Origin of the sequence: Gluconobacter roseus, assembly GCF_046058915.1 — a bacterium.
Classification (GTDB): Bacteria; Pseudomonadota; Alphaproteobacteria; order Acetobacterales; family Acetobacteraceae; genus Gluconobacter; species Gluconobacter roseus_A.
On the sequence record NZ_CP175538.1, the window covers coordinates 2,133,096 to 2,153,056 of the forward strand.

Below are 19,961 nucleotides of genomic sequence, written 5' to 3' on the forward strand. Positions count from 1 at the left end.
CTTGGAGCGCCCTTTTTTGTGCCGGGAAAGAGGGGTCAGCCGTGGCGGCGACCGCGATCCAGCAGGCACCAGCCACCAATCAGGATGGCACCGATCAGGGGGATGGCGCCGATCGTGATCGTGCCGTCCGGATAGTCGAAGGCCATCATGATCAGGACGAAGCCCAAAAAGCCTAGGGTCGCCCATGTCGTGTAGGGCGCGCCGGGCATGTTGAAGCCTGTTGGCGCAATGTCTCCGCGATTGATGGCTGCGCGCAGACGCAACTGGCACAGCAGGATGAATCCCCAGGTGCTGATGATGCCGAGTGCGGAGAAGTTCAGGACAATTTCGAACACGCGCGACGGGATGAAGTAGTTCAGCATCACGCCCACCAGATAGACCGCCAATGTGGTGAGGATGCCGACATAGGGGACGGAGCTGCCGTTCAGTTTGCCCAGAGCCTTCGGGCCGGAGCCGCCAAGGGCGAGGGCGCGCAGGACGCGGCCGGTGGAATACAGGCCGGAATTGAGGCTGGAGAGGGCGGCAGTCAGAACCACGATGTTCATGATGGTGCCGATGCCCGGAATCCCGAGCGCCTGAAAGAACGTCACGAACGGGCTGGTGCCAGCATGATATTCGGTCCAGGGTAGTAGGCAGACCAGCAGGATCACGGAGCCCACATAGAACAGGGCGATACGCCAGATCACGCTGTTGATGGCGCGGGGCAGGATTTCGCGTGCGTCCTCGCATTCACCAGCAGCCGTGCCCAGCAGTTCAATGCCGGAATAGGCGAATACCACGCCCTGAAGCAGCATGAGGGCCGAGAACATCCCGTGCGGGAAAATGCCGCCATTTTCAGTAATTAGGTGAAAGCCGGTCGTATGACCCGCCACCGGCATGCGTGTTCCGAGAATGAGGGCACCGGCCACGAGGAAGAGCGCCAGCGCCACGACCTTGATGAGGGAGAACCAGAACTCCATCTCGCCGAAATAGCGCACGCCGATCATGTTCATGGTGCCGACGATCGCCAGCGCCACGAGCGCGAAAACCCATTGTGGAACCGGCAGGAACACTGCCCAGTAATGCATGTAGAGCGCTACGGCCGTGATATCGACGATGCCGGTCATGGCCCAGTTCAGGAAAGACAGCCAGCCCGCCATATAGGCGGCCCGCTCGCCAAGGAACTCACGCGCATAGGTCACGAAGCTGCCGCTGGTTGGGCGGTACATGACGAGTTCGCCCAGCGCACGCAGGATCAGGAACGAGAAGACACCACAGATCGCATAGATGATCGCAAGGGACGGCCCGGCCACCTGAAGGCGTGAGCCTGCTCCGAGGAACAGCCCCGTCCCGATGGCGCCACCAATGGCGATCATCTGAACATGACGGCGTCCGAGGTCCTTGTGATAGCCTTCCTCGCTGATGGCCCCTGCATGGGTCGGGGGGTGATCGGGAGCCGGGCTTGTCGTCATCTGCACGTCCTGGGAAGTCGTCGTAAGAGGTGTCGGTAAAGTTGTATGGGGCATGACGAGAGGCGGGGCCGTAAGGGCCTACGCTTCATGCGCGTCAGCTATGTCTGGCATGCATGGGAACATAGGCGAAAGTTGCCGCATTGCCAACGCGGATTGCTTCTGACGCCGAAACTGTTCTCTCGGCTGTGCCCTCAATGCCCCGGCGGGACGGCCATGCAGGCCATTCCCTGTCCGGAAAGAGTTGAGCAGGCCTGCGCTGCCCCGATGCGGCTTATCCCTGTCAGACGCGCCCGCCAGACCGTAGCGCCATGGCTGGATGTCGGATGCACTTCGATTCGGGCAGACTGGAGCGGGGTGAAGGCCGCCTGTCGCGCCATGGTGGCCGCGAATTTTGCCTGTCCGATACTCGCAAAGGCTCCCACCTGAACGGCCCAGGGGCCATAGCTTCCGGGACGATGGTAGCCAACGACCATGGTGGTCGATTCCGTGGGCTGGGTTGGCAGGGTGTGAGGCGTCGGAATGACTGGCGGCGGCGGAAGAGTGTGGGCAGGAGCTGGCTGTTGCAGAGCGAGCGTGTTGCTGTCCGCGGGAGCTGAACTGGCCGTGGCGGCAGGGGGCGCGAGTTGCGGTGTGCTGACGGGCTGGACGGCGCAGGGCACATCGGGGTCGTAGGCGTCGTCCGGGTTACACGGAATGGCGCTGGGCGCGGCAATCGGCGTCTGCGCGGCAGCGGTTGTGACATGGCGGCTGGCCCAGACCTCTCCCACGCTCCGTGATGCGGTCATGATGGGTGCTGGTGCAGTCCGGGCAGGAGAGAGGCTCGCAAGGGCTGTGCCGGACTGGGAGGCATTCAGCTGATCGGCGCTGGCATAAGCGGCCAGCGGACCTGTCATGGCAATCTGCGTGCCAAGATGGGGCGTGATGCTTGCGACATAATTGACGGTTTCATTGGGTAACTGGCGTCCGTCATAAAGGTAAGCCTCAAGCCGCTGCGGACCCGCATTATAGGCCGCCAGAAAGGCCGGCGCGCCATATTTACGAGCGAGAATGCTGATATAGCCCGTACCCGCCATGATGTTGTCGTGCGGCTCATAGGGATCGGCCCGGAGCCCATAGCGCGAGCGCATGTCGGCATAGGTCTGGGGCATGAGCTGCATCAGACCCATTGCCCCTGAATGGGAAGTGATGGGACGCCCGTCCAGGAACTGGTGCCCTCCCGATTCCTGATGGATAACGGCGCGGATCCACTCCTGCGGAATTGAGAATCGGCTGGCAGCCTGAAGGATATAGGGTCGCCACGGATCGCCCGCCGGTCCGGGTGCGCGATAGGCACCGCTTGAGGAATAATAGCGGTTGTAAGGAGAGCGCTGGGAAGCGCAGCCTGCAAGGGTTATGAGGCTCAGGATGATGGTTCCCGTCTGAAGGAAGACTTGCCTTTTCCTGCGCATCATAAACCCGCTGTTAATCTTTTGTGCCGATGATGAGTGCTGTCCGAAAGAGAAGGCAGACAAACGGTGACGACGGAGACTCCGGAAAACGAAACCCCGGTCAAGAAGGGGGGTAAGCGCAAGATCATCATCCTTGCAGTGCTGGCATGCCTGCTTCTGGCTGGTGGTGGAGCCTTTGCATGGAAGCATTTTCATCACGCGGCAACCCCGGCGTCCAAGACGGCTGCCCAGCCAGTGAAATGGACGATCGTCACCATTCCGACCATTCTCTCCAATCTCGACTCCGGGACGGACCGCACGCGGTATGTCCGGATCGGTGCCAGACTTGAGGTTGAGGACGGCAAAAACGCCGCAAATGTGTCAGCTCTGATGCCGCAAATCCAGGACGCGTTCCAGACCTGTCTGCATGGAATGCAGCCTTCGGAACTTTCCGGCAGTGGCATTTACCGGCTGCGGGAAACCATGCTGGCGCAGATTACCAATATCGTGGCGCCTCTCCGGGTGCGGGATCTCTTTTTCGTAGAGGTGCTGGTGCAGTGAGCGACGACCGACAGGCCGATACTGCTTTTGCGAACCACGATGCTAACATGCCTGCTGCGGCTTTTCCGCTGGCCGGACAGGGCGCGGCGGGTTTCGGGTCTGACGGCGATCAGGACCATGTCCTGAGTCAGGCCGAGATCGACAGCTTCTTTGGCAAGGATTCCGCGATCAGTAGTCCGGTTGATAGCACGGGCATTGAGCGTGTTGTCAGCACGTCCGGTGTGTCGTCCGAGCGGTTGCCGATGCTCGAAGTCGTCTTCGACCGTTTCACGAGAATCCTGACGACGAGCCTGCGCAATTTTACCAGCGACAATGTCGAAGTCTCGATGGACCGCTTGGGATCGCAGCGTTTTGGGGACTATCTCGAAAAAGTGCCGGGACAGGCCATGTTCGCGGTCTTCAAAGCGGAAGAATGGGATAATTACGGTATCCTCGTGCTGAGTTCGCCCCTGATCTACAGCATCGTCGATGCGCTTCTCGGAGGACATCTCCGCAGCGACATCGCTTCCAACGGTCCGACCAGCCGCCAGACGGGACGGCATCATACTGCGATTGAACGTGCTCTGATCGAGCCCATGGTTAGGATCATCCTGGACGATCTGGAAACGAGTTTCAGTCCGCTCTGTGCCGTCAATTTCCATTTTGAGCGGCTGGAGATGAATTCACGTTTTGCGATGATTTGCCGCGCTGGAAACGGCGTCGTTACTTCCCGTTTCGGTGTCGATATGGAAGGCCGGGGCGGGGACATAGATGTGGTGTTGCCGCATGCCACTCTCGAGCCTGTCAGGGACATCCTGTTGCAGCAGTTCATGGGTGAGAAATTCGGTCATGACGGCATGTGGGAAAATCATCTTGCCGAGGAGCTCTGGCAGACGGATCTGACCCTCGATGCCGTCCTGGAAGAGCAGACCGTGAACCTCAAGGATATCATGAAGCTCGCTCCAGGAGATCAACTGATCCTGCGCCGCAAGCCGGATGCCCTCGTCAGCCTGCGCTGTGGCGAACATGCTCTTTTTACAGGGCGGGTCGGCCGCAAGCAGGGGCAGGTCGCCATCAAGATCGAAGACGTTATCAACCAGAAACCCGGCACGGATCGTGCCACATCCTATAGCTGAACGGAGCATATTTCATGGACAGATTTCAGCTCTGGATCGAGATTGCCCTGTCAGCGCTGCTGCTGGTGACGATTTTCTACAGTCTTTATCTCGGACGTGCCCTTTCCGTCCTGCGGCGTGACCGTGGACAGCTCGATGCCCTGATTGCAAGCCTCCAGTCCAGTAGTGCACAGGCCCAGTCCGGTATTGATCATCTGCGACAGACGACCGAACTCGTGGGACGCGCCTTGGGCAAGACCGTCGAGTCCGGCAAGAGTTTGAAGCGGGATCTTGCGATGCTGTGTGACCGGTCCGAAACCCTTGCCCAGCAGCTGGAATCACTCCTGCCTGCGGGACGGGCCGCAACAGCAGGCGTAAAAGCCTCCCAGCGGGTCGAGGAACGGCCTGAAGAAACCCCGTTCCGCTCGGCGCTTCGCCTGAAGCCGGATGAAGTACGGACGATGAAGCCTGGCGGCAGCAAGAGTGCTGCTGAACGTGAACTCCTGCGCGCTCTTCGCCAAAAGCAGGGATAAGCAGCCATGTTTTTCCGTATCCTGCACCTTGCCTGCGGTCTGATGATTGTTCTTCTGGGGGTCAAGATCTACGCGATCGCGGGTGACCTTATGGATGACACGGACTCTGCTTCGTCGTCCCTGACTGCAGCTGCCATGGCCCAGCCGCAGCCGCAGCCGCAGCCGCAGGCCGAGGCGCCGGCTCCGGTTGCTCCATCGGCTCAGCCTTCAAAAGCCGCAGCGCCTCCGCCATCTTCTCCTGCAGCCGCTTCCAAAATGGATGATCTTTGTGCGCATGGAGGCTGCAAGGGGCCTGCGCCAACGGCTCCGGTACCCACGGCACAGTCAACAGATCCCGTACTGGCGGAGCAGCTTGCCACCCGCGAGAAGGAACTGGACCGCAGGGATGCGGCTCTGAATGATCGACAGCGTCTGGTGGATGCCGCCGAGGAAGAACTGCAACGCCGGATGACGGCGCTGGAGAACTCACGAACCGCACTCGAGAGCAGTGAGCAGCACACGGATCAGCTGCGGAATGACGATGCAGATCGTCTGGTTAAAATCTATCAGGCCATGAAGCCGGAGGATGCAGCAGCGATCTTCAATATTCTCGATCTGCGTGTGGGTGTGGCGCTCCTCAACAAAATGAATCCCCGCAAGGCTTCAGCCATCATGGAAGCCATGTCGCCACAGCGCGCCATTCTGGCCACGCAGCTTCTGGTGAACTCCCATGCACGGCCCGCCACCCGGATTGGTGGTAACGGATGAGACGGGCGTTTCTGGCTACAGTACTGGGATTGTCGTCTCTTGGAGCGGTAATGGCGGCCCCTGCTGCTAAAGTCCCTAGCTCAAAGCCTGAGACTGATGCAGGACATTCGGCCAAGGCTACGGGTGGAAATCTGTTGCCTGCCGGGTGGTCTTTCCTGAACGATCCCTCTCCTCTTTTTCCTCATCCGGAAAAAGCAGTCCAGGAACAGCAGTCCGCTTCCGGGACCGGTTCATCGTCTGGGAGTCGTCCACAAAGCACGACATCTCCTCCCGAAGGGCCATCCGTACAGATTCCCGGCGCAACTGGACTGTGGCTGCCGCTGGGTGAGCTGACGCCTGTGGCGGCTTTCAGGAATGGCCAGAACCTTGTTCTGGTGGCCGCAGGACGACATGTCCTTGATACGGCGGGCCTGTCAGGAATGGGACCTTTTACATCCGTGTCCAGCCGTATGTTGCCGGATGTGACGGTGATTACCATTGGACTGTCAGATGAGCGTAATCCTGTCCTGCGTCCGGTTGGCGCGGGTTGGACGGTGTCGGTTGCCTCGGACGTAAAGCCTCAGGACGATATGCTGCTGGGGCAGGATGGAAACGCCCTGACGTTCATGCCGCCTGTTGAAGAAGGTCTGCCGCAGGTCGTTGCGCTGGATGACCCTGACTCGGGGCGACGGCTTTTGCTGGGAATGACGCGGTCAGGACGGATTCAGAAGACCATACGTCGTCTGGGAACGGGGTTTGCGGTTCGGAGCAGTCTGATTGGCGTTGTGATTGCTGCCGATGCTGACACCATCGAACTGCGTCAGACGGGCGGAAAGCTGGTTCTGGATACGACCGGTCCGGACAGTTTCCCGCTGATGGCCTCCAACCGGCTTCAGCCCTATGGCTCCTCTCTGAGTGGCGTCAGTCTGAGTGCGGGAAAGCCGGAGGAATTGCGGGAGTCTCTCAGGCGCAGTGTAATTTCTGCGGCGCTGGCCTCTTCGGGTGATCGTTTTAATGCGCGCATGCGGGTTGCCCAGGCTGCAGCCCGGGCGGGGAACGGGCCCCTTCTGGGTGAAGTCATGCAGGTTGCCTTGCAGGACTGGCCGGAAGGAATAGAGAAACCCGAAGCGCGTCGGTTGCAGCAGATATCGGCTGTGCTCAATGCTCGTCCGGGTTCTTCTTCTCTGGCGGAAGATGGAGCAAATACCCCGGAAGATCAGCTCTGGCGTGGAATGATGCGGATGCTTCTGCCTTCAGCCAGTCGGACCGGACAGGCTGTGTCAGGATCTGATGAAAATGATCGTCTTCATACCGCTGATCTGATTGCCACGGGCCTGCCGGTCCTGCAGGCATACGCGGCACCTTTACGCGATCGCCTGCTACCGCCAGCCGCGCAGTGGATTGCGCGTTATGGAGGTGACAGCGCTACAAAAGTTCTGGATCAGTCGCCGGATAATCCGCAGGTCGCTCTGGCCAGAGCGCTTCTTGCGGCGCGCAGGAACGCACCGGATGCGGAGGCGAAACTGGCTGTTCTTGCGCGCGATCCGTCACCTCTTGTCTGGCCTGTGGCCCGGGAAGCATCTCTTCGACTTGCGCTGGAGAAAAAGACCTTATCCCCACAGGCTGTTGCGGATCAGGTGGATAACATCCTGCCTGCTCTTCGGATTGCAGGTCGGGAGAAGGCCGGTCGTATTTTCCAGCTCGAGGCTCTCATGAAAGGTGGAAATCTTGGAGCCGCTGCTTCGGCAGTACAGGAGTGGAGCCGTCTGTATCCGGATGATATGGCCGAAATCCAACCGCAGAAGACCGATATCATTCGACGGATGGCACAGTCGGCCTCTTCAGGCGCGCGACAGAATATGGATGAGGTTGCGTTTCTGAAAGACGCACTGGTTCAAGCGCCTGACGATACTTCGCGGCGGGATATTTTCGACGGTCTGGCGCGTCGTTACGAAGCGCTGGGGCTGCCGGATCAGGAGCGGGAGACATTGCGAAGTCTCCTGGCCTGTGAAACTGGCTCAAAAGCCATGGATGTCCGGATTCGACTGGCCAGGCTTGAGCTGGATATGGGGGATCTCAAGGCTGCGCGGCAGGATCTCGCGGTTTTTGCTGAAGGTTCTCCCGATGCCGCCCTGGCTCTTCCCGGAGGAAGTAGCAGTCAGACCGTAGAAGTAGCCTTGCTGAAGGCGCGGATTGCGCTTGCTGATCATCGTTCTGATGAAGCCGCGGGCGAACTGGCGACTATCCGTGATCCGCGTGCATGGGATTTGCGGGCTCAGATGGCTGAAAAGGCGGGTGAATGGTCCCGGGCCGTGGAAGCGCTTTCGCCCATGCTGGACGGGCTTCCAACGGGTGCAGAGGATACGAAAGCATCCCTGTCAGCGGAACAGCAGAGTCTTGTCCTTCGGATTGGCGGGGATGCCTCCAGGGCGCAGGATCAACAGACGCTCAAAAATCTGCAGACCCGCTTTGCACCCCTGATGAAAGGCACGTCTTCCGAAAGCGTTTTTCGTCTGCTGACAGGAGGCCACGATGAAGCCTCATCGCCGGTTTCCGCAGGCGGTTAGGCCGTGCTCAGGGTTGAGCGGTCGGACGGTGTCCTTCCAGGAAAACCCTGATGCCGTATGCCATGAATGCCTCGAGCTGCTCTTGTGAACGATTGGGTTTGCAATGTGTGAGCTGACCCAGCATGGGGCCACCCAGCGTCATTCCGAACAGCAGGTCCGAGGCCTCGGAGATGTCCGGAATATCCAGTCTGCCGGCTTCGGACTGGGTGGTCAGCCAGTTCTGGATTGGCAAAACACGGCCTGAAAGCTGAAAAAGATCTGCGACCAGCTGACGGACAGCAGGATTACGGCTGGTTTCCGTGATGACGGAGCGCAGCAGACTCAGGCGTTCGTCACAGAACATGCAGGCCGCGATGCGGGTCATCAGTCCCAGAAGCTGCTTTTCCATGGGATCTGAGGGCAGGGGGGTGTAGTTGATCGGGGCGAAAAGCCTTTCGAGGATCAGGGTCTCGAAAAGAGCATGTTTGGAGTCGAAGAACTGGTACAGGGTTTTCTTGGACATGCCCGAGCAGGCAGCGATGCTATCCATCGACGCGGCATGATAGCCGTGCGTGGTCAGAACCGCGCTGGCTGCGTCCAGGATCCGGGTGCGTCTTTCGGCTTCGTCGAGCTGTGCAGGGCGGCCACAGCAGGGCTGTTTCCGGTCTTCGGACTGGCTGCTCGACTGACTGCTCAAGATCAACTCCGATATTATTTCACAGACTGAATTGACGTCTGTCAAAGAAACCCGCTAGTTTCCGTCCTCGCAGGAAACTAGCGGGTTTCTGTATCACAGGATAGCGGCCGTATCATGCCTTCTTTTCAGAAAACGTCTTTGAATTCTTCTGCGGCCCTGTTTCCGGTCGGTCCGTGGGCTGGGAAGGGAACCTTTCTGGTGCCATTTCTGGCACTTCCGCTGCTGGTCGGCGGGTGTCAGAAAAAAACGTCGCCTCCGCAGATGCCGCCCCAGCCTGTCGATGTGGTGACGCTGAAGACGCAGCCCGTCACGCTTGAGACGTCCCTGCCGGGACGGACGGATGCCTATGAGCAGGCACAGATTCGTCCGCAGGTGAATGGTGTCATTGTCTCGCGTGATTTCGAGCAGGGTGCGGACGTCAAGGTTGGGCAGCAGCTCTTTCAGATCTATATTGCGCCTTATCAAGCGGCTTACGATCAGGCGAAAGCCCAGCTTCTGAACGCACAGGCCGCGGCTGCGCGGGCGAGTGGTCAGCTGAAGCGTTATCGTCCGCTGGTGGCCGCGCATGCCGTGAGTTCGCAGGACTTCGACAACACGCTGGCCACGGCGCGTGAGGCCGAGGCTCAGGTGGCGCAGGCGAAGGCAGCGGTGGAAGCCGCGGCCGTCAACCTGAACTATACGCATGTCCGCGCGCCCATCAGCGGACGCATTGGCCGTACGCTTTATACGCCGGGTGCGCTGCTCACAGCGGGGCAGACCCAGCCGATCGCGGTCGTGACGCGGCTTGATCCGATCTATGTGGACGTCAATCTTGCGGCGGCTGACATGTTGCGCCTCAAGCGGGAGCTGGCGAACGGTCAGGTCGAGCGCAGTGGTGCGGATGCGGCGGCTGTGAGCCTGAAGCTGGAAGACAGCTCCGATTATCCGGCCCGCGGCAAGCTTCAGCTTTCCGAAGTCACGGTGGACCCATCGACCGGAACGCTCGTCATGCGGGCGGTTTTCCCGAACCCCGATCATCTGCTGCTGCCGGGCATGTTCGTGCATGCGCATATTCAGGAAGGTATCGATCCGAACGGTCTGCTGGTGCCGCAGGTTGCCGTGGCGCGTGATGCCAAGGGCAATCCTTACGTCATGATCGTGGACAGCGAGAACAAGGTCAGCCAGCGCTCCATTCAGGTGTCGCGGACGGTTGGGGAATCCTGGCTGGTCTCGGATGGGCTGAAAGCCGGAGAGAAGGTAATCGTGAACGGTCTGCAGAAGGTGCAGCCCGGCGCGAAGGTGACGCCGCATGATGTGCCGGCCGACGCCCCTGCGGGAAAGGCGGAGTAACCCCGCATGTCATTGTCCCGCTTCTTCATTGACCGGCCCATCTTTGCGTGGGTTATCGGTCTGATCATCATGCTTGTCGGCGCTGTTGCGATCACGCGCATGCCGATCGCGCAGTATCCGAGCATTGCCCCGCCGCAGATTGCCATTTCGGTCATGTATCCGGGTGCATCTGCCGAGACGGTGAACAACACGGTCGTGCGCCCGATCCTACAGCAGATGTATGGTCTGGATCATCTCGAATATCTGTCCGCTTCGTCCTATGCGAGCGGCCAGATGGAAATCGACCTGACATTCGAGCAGGGTACCAATCCTGACATTGCTCAGGTTCAGGTCCAGAACAAACTCCAGTTGGCCCAGCCGCGTCTGCCGACGGAAGTGACGGCCCAGGGACTGAGCATCACGAAGGCCACCAAGAACTTCATGATGGTTCTGGCCTTCATTTCTGAAGACGGCAGCATGTCCGGTCAGGACATTGCGGATTATGTGGCGTCCAACATTTCTGATCCGCTGTCGCGTGTCTCGGGTGTAGGCGACCATACGCTGTTCGGTTCCGAATATGCGATGCGCGTCTGGCTGGACCCGTCCAAGCTGTACAATTTCGGCCTGACGGTCGGGGATGTGCAGGCGGCGATTTCTGCCCAGAACATTCAGGTCTCATCGGGTGAACTCGGCGGTCTGCCGGCCAAGAAGGGCATTGGTTTCGATGCCACGATCATTGGTCCGACCCGTCTGAGCACACCAGAGCAGTTCAAGGAAATCCTGCTGAAAGTGCAGCAGGATGGCAGTCAGGTGCGGCTGAAGGATGTGGCGCGCGTCGAGCTTGGGGCGCAGAGCTACGCGCTGGGGTCGGTCTATAACAACCATCCCGCATCCGCGATGGCGCTCAAGCTGGCGCCGGGTGCGAACCAGCTCAAGACCGAAGCGGCTGTCCGCGCGCGTCTGAACGAGTTGAGCCGCTATTTCCCGCAGGGTCTGAAGCTGGTTTATCCGCTGGATACCGAGCCGTTCATCACGCTGTCGATCCATGAAGTGGTCGAGACGCTGATCGAGGCGATTGTGCTCGTGTTCATCGTGATGCTGATCTTCCTGCAGAACTTCCGTGCGACGCTGATCCCGACGATTGCGGTGCCGGTGGTGCTGCTGGGAACGTTCGGGCTGATGTCCATTCTGGGCTACAGCATCAACACCCTGACCATGCTGGCCATGGTGCTGGCGGTCGGTCTGCTGGTCGATGATGCGATCGTGGTGGTCGAGAACGTCGAACGTGTCATGACGGACAAGGGGCTGTCTCCCAAGGAAGCGGCCCGCGTCTCCATGGACGAAATTTCGGGTGCGCTTGTGGGTATCGTGCTGGTGCTGACGGCCGTGTTCCTGCCGATGGCAGCGTTCGGTGGCTCGACAGGTGTGATCTATCGCCAGTTCTCCATCACCATCGTCGCGGCCATGTGGCTGTCGGTTCTGGTGGCGATGGTCATGACGCCGGCGCTGTGTGCGTCCATGCTCAAGCCGACGCATAAGGGCCATGAACGTGGTCCCGCGGCCTGGTTCAACCGGACGTTCGATCGTCTGACGAACGGGTATGTTGGTGGTGTGAAGTGGATGATCCGCGTGCCGGTTGTCAGCATGATCGGGTTCGCGCTCCTGACCGGTCTGGTCGCGTTCCTGTTCATGCGGGTGCCAGGCGGGTTCCTGCCGGATGAGGATCAGGGGATCATCTTCGGCCAGGTCACGATGCGCAACGGGGCAACCCAGGAGCAGACGGCCGCCGTCAACCGCAAGATTACCGACTACGTGCTCAAGACCTATGGCCAGTATGTTGAATCCGTCTTCACCATGACGGGCTTCAGCTTTGCGGGGCAGGGGCAGAGTGCGGGTGCGTTCTTCATCCGCATGAAGCCCTGGGATCAGCGTCCGGGTTCCGCGCATACGACCATGACGGTGTCGCGCGAGATCATGATGCATTTCTGGATGGACCCGGAAGCGCAGATCTTCGCCGTCAATCCGCCGGCCGTGATGGAGCTGGGCAATGCGACCGGCTTTGACCTTGAACTCGAGGACACCGGACATCTGGGTCATGACGCCCTGCTGGCGGCGCGAAACCAGATCCTGAGTGAAGCGGCACAGAATCCGCTGCTTCAGGCGGTGCGTCCGCTGGGTATGGAAGATGCGCCGCAGTTCAGTCTGGACATCAACCGTGAGCGCGCCAATGCGCTTGGTCTGACCAATGCGGATATCAACACGACGCTCGAAGGGGCTCTAGGCTCGATCTACGTCAACCAGTTCATGCGCAATGACCGCGTCAAGCAGGTCTATATCCAGGGTGAGCCCTGGGCACGCATGACACCGGAGGATCTGAACCGCTGGTATGTCCGCAATGCAATCGGGACGATGGTGCCGTTCAATGCCTTTGCCTCGGGCCACTGGATTAATGGTCCACAGAAGGTCGAGGACTATAACGGTCTGAACTCCTACGAAATCCAGGGGCAGCCTGCCGTGGGTGCAAGCTCGGGACAGGCCATGGCGGAAATGGAGAAGCTGCTGGCCAAGCTGCCGCGCGGTATCGGCTATGAGTGGACAGGTCTGTCGTTCGAGCAGCTTGCTTCGGGCGGATCGACAGCGCCGCTTTATGGGCTGGCCGTGATCATCATCATGTTCTGTCTGGCAGCGCTGTATGAAAGCTGGGCCATTCCGTTTGCGGTGCTGCTGGTTCTGCCACTGGGTGTGCTCGGTGCCATCGTGGCAACGCTGGGGCGTGGGCTGTCCAATGACGTCTATTTCCAAGTAGGTCTGCTGACGACGGTTGGTCTTTCGGTGAAGAACGCGATCCTGATCGTGGAATTCGCCAAGGCCTTCTTCGAAAGTGGGGAAAGTCTGGAGGATTCGGTTCTGGAAGCCGGACGCGAGCGTCTGCGTCCGATCCTCATGACCTCGATCGCCTTCGTCTGCGGTGTGTTTCCGCTGGCGATTGCGACGGGTGCGGGATCGGCGGCGCGTGTGGCGATCGGCACCTGCGTCGTAGGTGGCATGGTGTCCGCGACACTGCTGGCGATCTACTTCGTGCCGGTCTTCTTTGTGGTGGTGCTGCGTCTGTTCCGCGTCACGCGGGTGCGTGACCGCAAGGATCCGTATGCCCATCTGGACAACAAGGCGGCCCCTGTCGCCGAAGGGGAGCACGGCGCATGAAGGCCCGTCTCGCGCTTACTCTTGGCTTTCCCGGTCTGCTGCTGGTGTCGGGGTGCAATCTGGCCCCGACCTATCATCAGCCGACGCAGGCCATACAGAACAGCTATCCGGCCGATACGGGCTCGAGGAATGTTGCGGCGGCTGCCAAGGTCGCCAATCTGGGCTGGGCGGATTTCTACACCGATCCGCGTCTGAAGGCGCTCGTGGAACTTGCGCTGCATAACAACCGCGATATTGCCGCGCAGGCTGCGGCAGTAACAGTGTCACGCGGTCAGTATGAGATCCAGAACGCATCCCTTTTCCCGATCATTTCAACGGGGGGCAGGGACTGTTCCTCGGTCCGTCCGATACGGCGGGTTTCTCCTTCGCGCCGGGTCTGGGCACCAACATCTCCACGCTGCGCCTGTATCAGACATCCATCGGATTTTCGTCCTATGAGGTCGATCTGTGGGGGCGCATCCGGAACCTGACGCGCCAGCAGATGGAAGCCGTGCTGAACAGTGTGGAAAATACCCGCAATGTTCTGCTCACGACCGTCTCGCAGATTGGCACGACCTACATCCAGTGGCTCGCGGATCGTGAAGAGCTTCGGGTGACGCGCGATACCCTGAAATCCGAAAACGACACGCTGCGTCTGACGCAGCTTGCCTATGACAACGGGGAAGCGGATGCGCTGACGCTGGCGCAGGTCAAGACACAGGTGGAGCAGGCGTCGGCGTATGAGGCGCAGTATCTGCGCGCCGTGGCGGACGACGAGCACGCGCTTCAGCTTCTGGTGGGGACGCCTCTGCCGGCCAATCTGCCCGAACCCGCGCCATTCGGGGCGCAGACCATGATCGGCGATCTGCCGGAAGGTCTGCCCTCGGATCTGCTGGCGCAGCGTCCGGACATTCGCGCAGCCGAACATACGCTGATCGGCGCGAACGCCAATGTGGGTGCGGCCCGTGCGGCGTTCTTCCCGCGCGTGACGCTGACCGCGTCTGAAGGAACGAGTTCGCTGCAGTTCCGCAAGCTCTTTACGCCGGGTGCCGAAACATGGACGGTCTCGCCGTCGATCAGCCTCCCGATCTTCACCTGGGGGCAGAGCGAGGGAAATCTCCGGATGGCGAAGGGGCAGAAGCTGCAATATGCCGCGCAGTATGAGAAGGCCGTGCAGACGGCGTTCCGCGAAGTGTCCGATGCCCTGACGGCGCGTGAGACCTATACGGCGCAGGACAGGCATATGGCGGCACTGGTCGATCAGTCCCAGAAGGCATTCGATCTGGCCATGATGCGGTATCGGGCCGGAATCGACAGCTATCTGACGACCCTGACGCAGCAGCGCACACTGTTTCAGGCGCAGCAGAATGCCATTACGGTCAAGGCCGCGCGGTTCCAGAACATTGTGACATTGTATCGCGCGCTCGGAGGTGGGTGGAGCCAGAAGACGGTTTCGCCTAAGGTGCCCTCACAAACGCACTGACCGGAGAGCCTCATGCGCAGGTTGATTGTCCCAGTACTGGCCGCCCTCGCTGTTTCAGGCGCGGCCCTTGGCACGGCTGTGGCGCAGGATGCGGATGACGGGCCCAAGAAGCCGAGCATGCACGATCTGTATCACAATTCGTCGCTGCCCAAGAGCCATGCCGATTTCAGCCGCTACCGGTATCGTCCCCCAGGGGACAAGGTGATCGAACAGCCGGATGCATTCCGGCTATTGTTCCAGACAAAAGATGGCCAGCCGGACGGTTATGCCGAACGGCGCGGAACATCGGTGTTTTACTACGATCGCTACGGCAAGCTGCGTCAGATCCAGCCCCTGCCGGAAGATGCGACGGCTGGCTAATTGTCCGGTCTGGTAAAAAGCCGTCCTGAACTGTCAGGGCGGCTTTTTTTTATGTTCTGTCCGATGTGTTCAGGATGGCAGGATGGATGACGGTCTGGCTGAGCTATCCGGCTTCCAGAGCCGGTAACCATTGATGGCCAGCAGGACAAAGCCCGCATAGAGGATCGCAGTCGGATAAAGGCTGCGGCTGATGAACAGGGCGACATAGGCGCTGTCCACTACGATCCATAAAAGCCAGGTCTCACGATAGCGCATCGTGTCCCAGCACTGGGCAACAATACTGTAAGCGGTCAGGGTGGCGTCCGTGATGGGGGTGGGGTCGTTGGTGAAGCGGGCCAGGACGAATGCCCAGACTGCGCTGCCTGCTGCACCGCAGAGCATGCCATTGACGAGCGTGCGACTGGTGGGGCGGCGGACGCGGATCCTGCCATCGGGCTTTTCCATCTGACGCCAGTGTTGCCATCCGTAGATGACATAAAAGCTGAAGGCGATCTGAAGTCCCGCATCGGCGTAGAGACGCGCTCTCAAAAAGATCCAGCAATAGAGTCCGGTCGCAGTCAGCGAGACGGGCCAGCAGATCATGCTGCGTCGCGATGTCAGCCAGACGGCGAGTGCGCTGAGGACAGCGCCCAGAATTTCGATCAGGGACATGAGGGGGCCTGAAGGGTCCGGGTCAGCCAGCGCAGGAACTGCTGCCCTGAGGGCGAGGCGAACCAGTGCGCGTGGCCCAGAAGATAGTCTGTATAGGCCGCTTTCACGCCCGCCTGGTCGTGGACCAGCGTCTCGTAATAGGCGACTTCGGAGAGGGCATATTCGACGTGAACAAGCGGCAGGAAGAGGGGCACCAGACGGCGTTCTTCGCGGGAGAGCGCATATTGCGCCAGATAGCCGGACAGGAACGCTTCGAGCCGTTCATGAATGACGGGGCAGTCGTTCTGGGGTTCGAGCCATGCGATGGCGGTGCGTTCGATGGCGACCGCAAGATCATAGGCGGCGCAGGTCCGGTCCGACATGCCGAAATCGAGAATGCCGCAGACCTGTGCGTCTGCTCCCGTGCCGCTCCAGAACAGGTTGGACGGATGCCAGTCGCCATGGCCCCAGCGGGGCTGGATCGTGCCGAGATGGGGTTTCAGTCTCTCATGAAACGGCAGCAGGGCGGCGGGGATATCCTCACGCCAGGGATGACGGGTCAGGGCCTCTGTCAGCCCGGCCTGTTGCGGGATCCAGCGTTCCAGCCCGGCCATCAGGTTGGGGGATGTGATGACCTCGAACGTGGAGAGCAGGGGGCGTCGGGAAGGGCGGGCAGGGGCATTGAAATTTCTGGCCGCGTCGTGAAGCCGCCCCAGATGCAGGCCGCCCGAAAAGGCGTGTTTGACGTTGTGGAATGGCTCCCAGGACTGCACGGTTTCGTACAGGTCATGGCCGGGCATGATGGAAAAAACCTCATAGGCTGAGCCATCGAGATCGAGGGCGGCCTGACCGGTTTTCGTGCGCCATGTCTGGCCGACCGGAACGCCCTGTTCGGCCAGATGCGTGATGAATCGGTGCTCTTCCCCAAGAGCTGCGGCATCGCGCAGGCAATGGTCATGACGTTTGACGAAAACCCGGCTCCCATCCGCCAGCGCGACGACGCCCGTTGAGGAAAACGGCCGTCGTCCATGCCAGACGACCTGTCGGGCCGGAGCGGGGAGCGGGAAGCGGGACAGGACATTGCGGGCTTCGGCATCGGACAGTGCTGGCCAGTCCCGCTTGTTTTCGGGGCCGTTGACGCCGAACTGTCCGGATGCCTCTGCCATGCTCAGAATCCCGTGGAGGCGGTGAACAGGGCCGCGAAGCCGCCACCGATATAATAGCTCGGGGCACTGCCGGCGATGGTGGTGCCATAGACGCCGGTCGTGTCCTTCGCGTTCAGGGTGGGGCTCGCCACGCCGGAAAGATAGTGCTCGTTCGTGATGTTGATGAAGTTCATCCGCAGGGTCGGCTGATGCAGGTGGACGTGATCCGAAAAGCGGTAGCCGATGGCGAGATCACCCGTCGTATGATCCGAGACGCGCTCGTCATTCATGAAGGTGGCGTACTGGTGGCCGGTGTAATGCACGGTGGCGACGCCGAAGATATGTCCGTCATCGTAGCTCAGCCCGGCCGCGGCCTGAAGGGTGGGGCTGCGGACAGCGATTTTGCCACGGGTGCGCAGAAGGTCCCCGCCGGACATCAGGTCGTTGTCGATGGTGGCGTGCAGGTATTCACCCGACACATACGGGCTGAAATGGTGCCAGGGGCGCAGGCCGATTTCCACGTCCACGCCGCGTGACGTCTGGCCACCGGCATTCATGGTCGTGCTGACGATGGAGCCGTTCTGCACGGCCTGCGTGGAGATCTGGCGGTTGGTGAAGTTGTAGTTGAACAGCGTCAGGCTGCCGATGATCCAGCGTCCCGTCCGGCGATATCCCAGTTCTTCGGAAATGGAATATTCATTGCGGACATCCGTGGAGCCGGTGCCGTACATCTCGCCCGAAGAGGGGTCATAGGTGTTGTAAAGCGCGGTCTGATCAGGCGCGCGGAAATTAGTCGTGGCATTGAAGAAAAGCTGGTTCTCGCCGTCTATCCGCCAGCGCACGCCCAGACGGGGCAGGGGCTCCATGCTGTTGGACGCGACATGATACTGCGGCCCCGGCAGGCTGTTTGTACCGTCACGGCTCATCATGACGGCCTTGAAGCCGAGATCGATGGCCAGATGGTCGTGCAGCAGGGACATGTGATCGCCGACGAACAGGGCATTGGTCTGGGAAATGGTGTGGAAACTGCCGCCCAGAAGCCGCTCGCCGTTTGACAGGCGGATCACGTCCTTGCCGTTTTCCGCCCAGATGTCCGGGGTATATCCATTGGTCTGGACGGCTGTGAACGGCTGCTGCTCGTTGTCATCGCCGTAATCGTACCAGTAACCGAGGACGAAATCGTTCCAGCCGGTCTTGTAATGCAGGGCGCTGGTAAAGCCGGAGCGGTAGCTGCGCTGGGTATAATCCGCGCGGACCACGCCGACGCCGTCCTGCGCGCCGGGCAGGTTCAGCGTGTCGGACAGGGCCTGCGTGCCCTGATAGAGACCGGAGGTGGACATCGTGCTTCCACCCGGCCAGTTGCCATAGGCGAACTGGGCGTAAGGTGTGACGTCCAGGGACAGGCGGTCTGTCAGCGTCAGATGAACGGGCGCCCCGCCATAAAGCGTGCGTTCTCCGTCCCGCCACAGGCGCCAGTAATTTGCGCCGTTATCAGGACTGCTGCTGTCATAGCGGGCCAGAAGGTTGTTCTGGCCTTTGATCCCGTCCGATTTCCAGCTGTCCATCGTGGGTTCGGGATACCAGCTTGTGATGGTCGTGTTGAAGGACCCTAAAAGACTGGCGCGGTTGCCCTGCCCCCATTCCTTGAGGAACTTGAAATCGACGTGCTGTTTCTCGTCGCGTCCGGGGCCGCGCCAGTTGTCAGTTGCGCCATGGGAATAGGATACGAAGCCACGGATGCCGGTATGGGCGATGTCGCCGGTATCAAGGCGGATGAATTCGCGGTTGGTGTTGTAGGACCCATAGGACACGCTGGCATCGCCACCGGCCTTTTTGGCGGGGTCGCGGAATGTCAGGTTCATCAGGCCGCCGGCCGCGTTCAGGACCGGGCTGTCCAGATCGGCCGATCCCTGCGCCAGGGCGATTTCCTGATAGTTCTCGCTGTCCGCAAACTGGCTCGGCGTGCCGGAATAATAGGCCACGTCATTCAGCGGCATGCCTTCGAGGACATAGCCGATGGCGCTGTTGTCGAGACCTCGGACGGTGATGTTCGTATTTGGAGAAAAGCCCATCGGATCGGACGAGGCGACATTGGCGCCGGGCAGCATAGAGGCAAGCTGGAAGGCCGTTGCCATCGGGGCCTGTTTGGAAATGAAATCCTGACTGACCGTACTGACGGATTTTACGCCGTCCTGCAGATGGATCAGTCCGCCCCCGGCTGGTTGCCGGGCGCGCTGTCCGAGATCCGGTGGACAATGATGTGCTCGGCCTTGGGAGACTGTGTAGCATGCGCCTGCGAGGCGGTCTGCTGAATGGCTGGCTTGTTTGTGGCCGGTGTGTCGGCGGCACGCGCAACCGAAAAGCACACCGTTGTGCCGATCAGGACGGGCAGAAGGCTGCGGTACCGCGAACGGCAGACAGGAGACATGGGTGCCTCCCGGTGGGTAGGGCCATAGGGTCTGACAGGCGGTGTGGCCCGGTCGTGTCTGTATGCCATGATGAGAGACTCCTCGCCTGCAAGCAATGAGATCTCAGCTCTGACAGGAAAGGTTCAAGCTGCTGGCTGCATTGTGCATGAACATGCGTCGGGCAGACAGCGACCACCATCCCTCCGCCAGTATGAACTGGATCAGGTTCGATGGGTCACTGCGCCACATGACTTTTGAGGGTCATGCCAGCAGAATCTCAGCCCCATGCCAGGGCTCCCCACGGTGAAGCGCCAGAAATCCTCCGTGTGAGAAAAATTGTCAATATGACGGAGCATTCCCAGACAATGCGGCGCAACATGGCTGTGAATGTGTTGCAAACAATTTCGAG

Annotated in this window: 13 protein-coding genes, 2 pseudogenes and 1 riboswitch; of the genes and pseudogenes, 9 read left to right on the forward strand and 6 right to left on the reverse strand. The window is 60.3% G+C overall.

Annotated features, from left to right (window positions below):
- Positions 1-35 precede the first annotated feature (35 nt).
- Positions 36-1,451 carry an amino acid permease gene (locus tag ACJ2A4_RS09965; RefSeq protein ID WP_408872703.1) on the reverse strand — a complete coding sequence of 472 codons (1,416 nt, stop codon included), beginning with the start codon at positions 1,449-1,451 and terminating at the stop codon, positions 36-38.
- Between the two features lie 191 nt (positions 1,452-1,642).
- Entirely contained in the window at positions 1,643-2,902 is a 1,260-nt protein-coding gene (locus ACJ2A4_RS09970; RefSeq protein ID WP_408872704.1) for a transglycosylase SLT domain-containing protein, read from the reverse strand.
- Between the two features lie 63 nt (positions 2,903-2,965).
- On the opposite strand from ACJ2A4_RS09970, the gene ACJ2A4_RS09975 reads away from it, so the two are divergent.
- The 5 genes from ACJ2A4_RS09975 (at position 2,966) to ACJ2A4_RS09995 (ending at position 8,359) form a co-directional block, all read left to right on the forward strand.
- Positions 2,966-3,439, forward strand: a complete 474-nt coding sequence (locus tag ACJ2A4_RS09975) for a flagellar basal body-associated FliL family protein (protein ID WP_408872705.1) — start codon at positions 2,966-2,968, stop codon at positions 3,437-3,439.
- 47 nt (positions 3,440-3,486) lie between these two features.
- Positions 3,487-4,554, forward strand: coding sequence for a flagellar motor switch protein FliM (fliM, locus tag ACJ2A4_RS09980; protein WP_408874154.1), 1,068 nt, complete (start codon positions 3,487-3,489; stop codon positions 4,552-4,554).
- 14 nt (positions 4,555-4,568) lie between these two features.
- Entirely contained in the window at positions 4,569-5,066 is a 498-nt protein-coding gene (locus ACJ2A4_RS09985) for a DUF6468 domain-containing protein (protein ID WP_194259569.1), read from the forward strand.
- Positions 5,067-5,072: 6 nt separating this feature from the next.
- A complete protein-coding gene (locus ACJ2A4_RS09990; protein WP_408872706.1) occupies positions 5,073-5,813 on the forward strand; it encodes a MotE family protein in 741 nt (246 codons plus the stop codon).
- Positions 5,814-6,151: 338 nt separating this feature from the next.
- A complete protein-coding gene (locus tag ACJ2A4_RS09995; protein WP_408872707.1) occupies positions 6,152-8,359 on the forward strand; it encodes a tetratricopeptide repeat protein in 2,208 nt (735 codons plus the stop codon).
- A gap of 7 nt (positions 8,360-8,366) precedes the next feature.
- On the opposite strand, the gene ACJ2A4_RS10000 is transcribed toward ACJ2A4_RS09995, so the two are convergent.
- Positions 8,367-9,035, reverse strand: a complete 669-nt coding sequence (locus tag ACJ2A4_RS10000; protein WP_408872708.1) for a TetR/AcrR family transcriptional regulator — start codon at positions 9,033-9,035, stop codon at positions 8,367-8,369.
- Positions 9,036-9,149: 114 nt separating this feature from the next.
- Between ACJ2A4_RS10000 and ACJ2A4_RS10005 the strand changes: the two genes are divergently transcribed.
- The 4 genes and pseudogenes from ACJ2A4_RS10005 to ACJ2A4_RS10020 all read left to right on the forward strand — a co-directional run bounded on the left by ACJ2A4_RS10005 (position 9,150) and on the right by ACJ2A4_RS10020 (position 15,369).
- On the forward strand, positions 9,150-10,364 hold the full coding sequence (locus ACJ2A4_RS10005) for an efflux RND transporter periplasmic adaptor subunit (protein ID WP_408872709.1): 1,215 nt from the start codon (positions 9,150-9,152) through the stop codon (positions 10,362-10,364).
- A 6-nt stretch (positions 10,365-10,370) separates the two neighbouring features.
- Positions 10,371-13,547 (forward strand): efflux RND transporter permease subunit, encoded by a 3,177-nt coding sequence (locus tag ACJ2A4_RS10010; RefSeq protein ID WP_408872710.1) that lies wholly within the window; start codon positions 10,371-10,373, stop codon positions 13,545-13,547.
- Positions 13,544-15,009: pseudogene (locus tag ACJ2A4_RS10015) on the forward strand (efflux transporter outer membrane subunit). Before ACJ2A4_RS10010 ends, ACJ2A4_RS10015 begins: the two are co-directional and overlap by 4 nt.
- A gap of 12 nt (positions 15,010-15,021) precedes the next feature.
- Positions 15,022-15,369 (forward strand): hypothetical protein, encoded by a 348-nt coding sequence (locus tag ACJ2A4_RS10020; RefSeq protein WP_408872711.1) that lies wholly within the window; start codon positions 15,022-15,024, stop codon positions 15,367-15,369.
- A gap of 69 nt (positions 15,370-15,438) precedes the next feature.
- Here the strand turns inward: ACJ2A4_RS10020 and pnuC are convergent, their stop codons facing one another.
- The 3 genes and pseudogenes from pnuC to ACJ2A4_RS10035 form a co-directional block, all read right to left on the reverse strand.
- The gene (pnuC, locus tag ACJ2A4_RS10025) at positions 15,439-16,020 is read right to left on the reverse strand and encodes a nicotinamide riboside transporter PnuC (protein WP_408872712.1); all 582 of its coding nucleotides are present in this window, start codon (positions 16,018-16,020) and stop codon (positions 15,439-15,441) included.
- The gene (locus ACJ2A4_RS10030; RefSeq protein WP_408872713.1) at positions 16,011-17,165 is read right to left on the reverse strand and encodes a phosphotransferase enzyme family protein; all 1,155 of its coding nucleotides are present in this window, start codon (positions 17,163-17,165) and stop codon (positions 16,011-16,013) included. Before ACJ2A4_RS10030 ends, pnuC begins: the two co-directional genes overlap by 10 nt.
- Positions 17,166-17,167: 2 nt before the next feature.
- Positions 17,168-19,572: pseudogene (locus ACJ2A4_RS10035) on the reverse strand (TonB-dependent receptor).
- A 161-nt stretch (positions 19,573-19,733) separates the two neighbouring features.
- Positions 19,734-19,863, reverse strand: a riboswitch (TPP riboswitch).
- Between the last annotated feature and the right edge of the window lie 98 nt (positions 19,864-19,961).

Coding starts and splice junctions, on each gene's coding strand:
- ACJ2A4_RS09965 (WP_408872703.1), bottom strand. CDS start 1,451: ATGACGACAAGCCCGGCTCCCGATCACCCCCCGACCCATGCAGGGGCC.
- ACJ2A4_RS09970 (WP_408872704.1), bottom strand. CDS start 2,902: ATGATGCGCAGGAAAAGGCAAGTCTTCCTTCAGACGGGAACCATCATC.
- fliM (WP_408874154.1), top strand. CDS start 3,487: ATGCCTGCTGCGGCTTTTCCGCTGGCCGGACAGGGCGCGGCGGGTTTC.
- ACJ2A4_RS09985 (WP_194259569.1), top strand. CDS start 4,569: ATGGACAGATTTCAGCTCTGGATCGAGATTGCCCTGTCAGCGCTGCTG.
- ACJ2A4_RS09990 (WP_408872706.1), top strand. CDS start 5,073: ATGTTTTTCCGTATCCTGCACCTTGCCTGCGGTCTGATGATTGTTCTT.
- ACJ2A4_RS10005 (WP_408872709.1), top strand. CDS start 9,150: ATGCCTTCTTTTCAGAAAACGTCTTTGAATTCTTCTGCGGCCCTGTTT.
- ACJ2A4_RS10010 (WP_408872710.1), top strand. CDS start 10,371: ATGTCATTGTCCCGCTTCTTCATTGACCGGCCCATCTTTGCGTGGGTT.
- ACJ2A4_RS10020 (WP_408872711.1), top strand. CDS start 15,022: ATGCGCAGGTTGATTGTCCCAGTACTGGCCGCCCTCGCTGTTTCAGGC.
- pnuC (WP_408872712.1), bottom strand. CDS start 16,020: ATGTCCCTGATCGAAATTCTGGGCGCTGTCCTCAGCGCACTCGCCGTC.
- ACJ2A4_RS10030 (WP_408872713.1), bottom strand. CDS start 17,165: ATGGCAGAGGCATCCGGACAGTTCGGCGTCAACGGCCCCGAAAACAAG.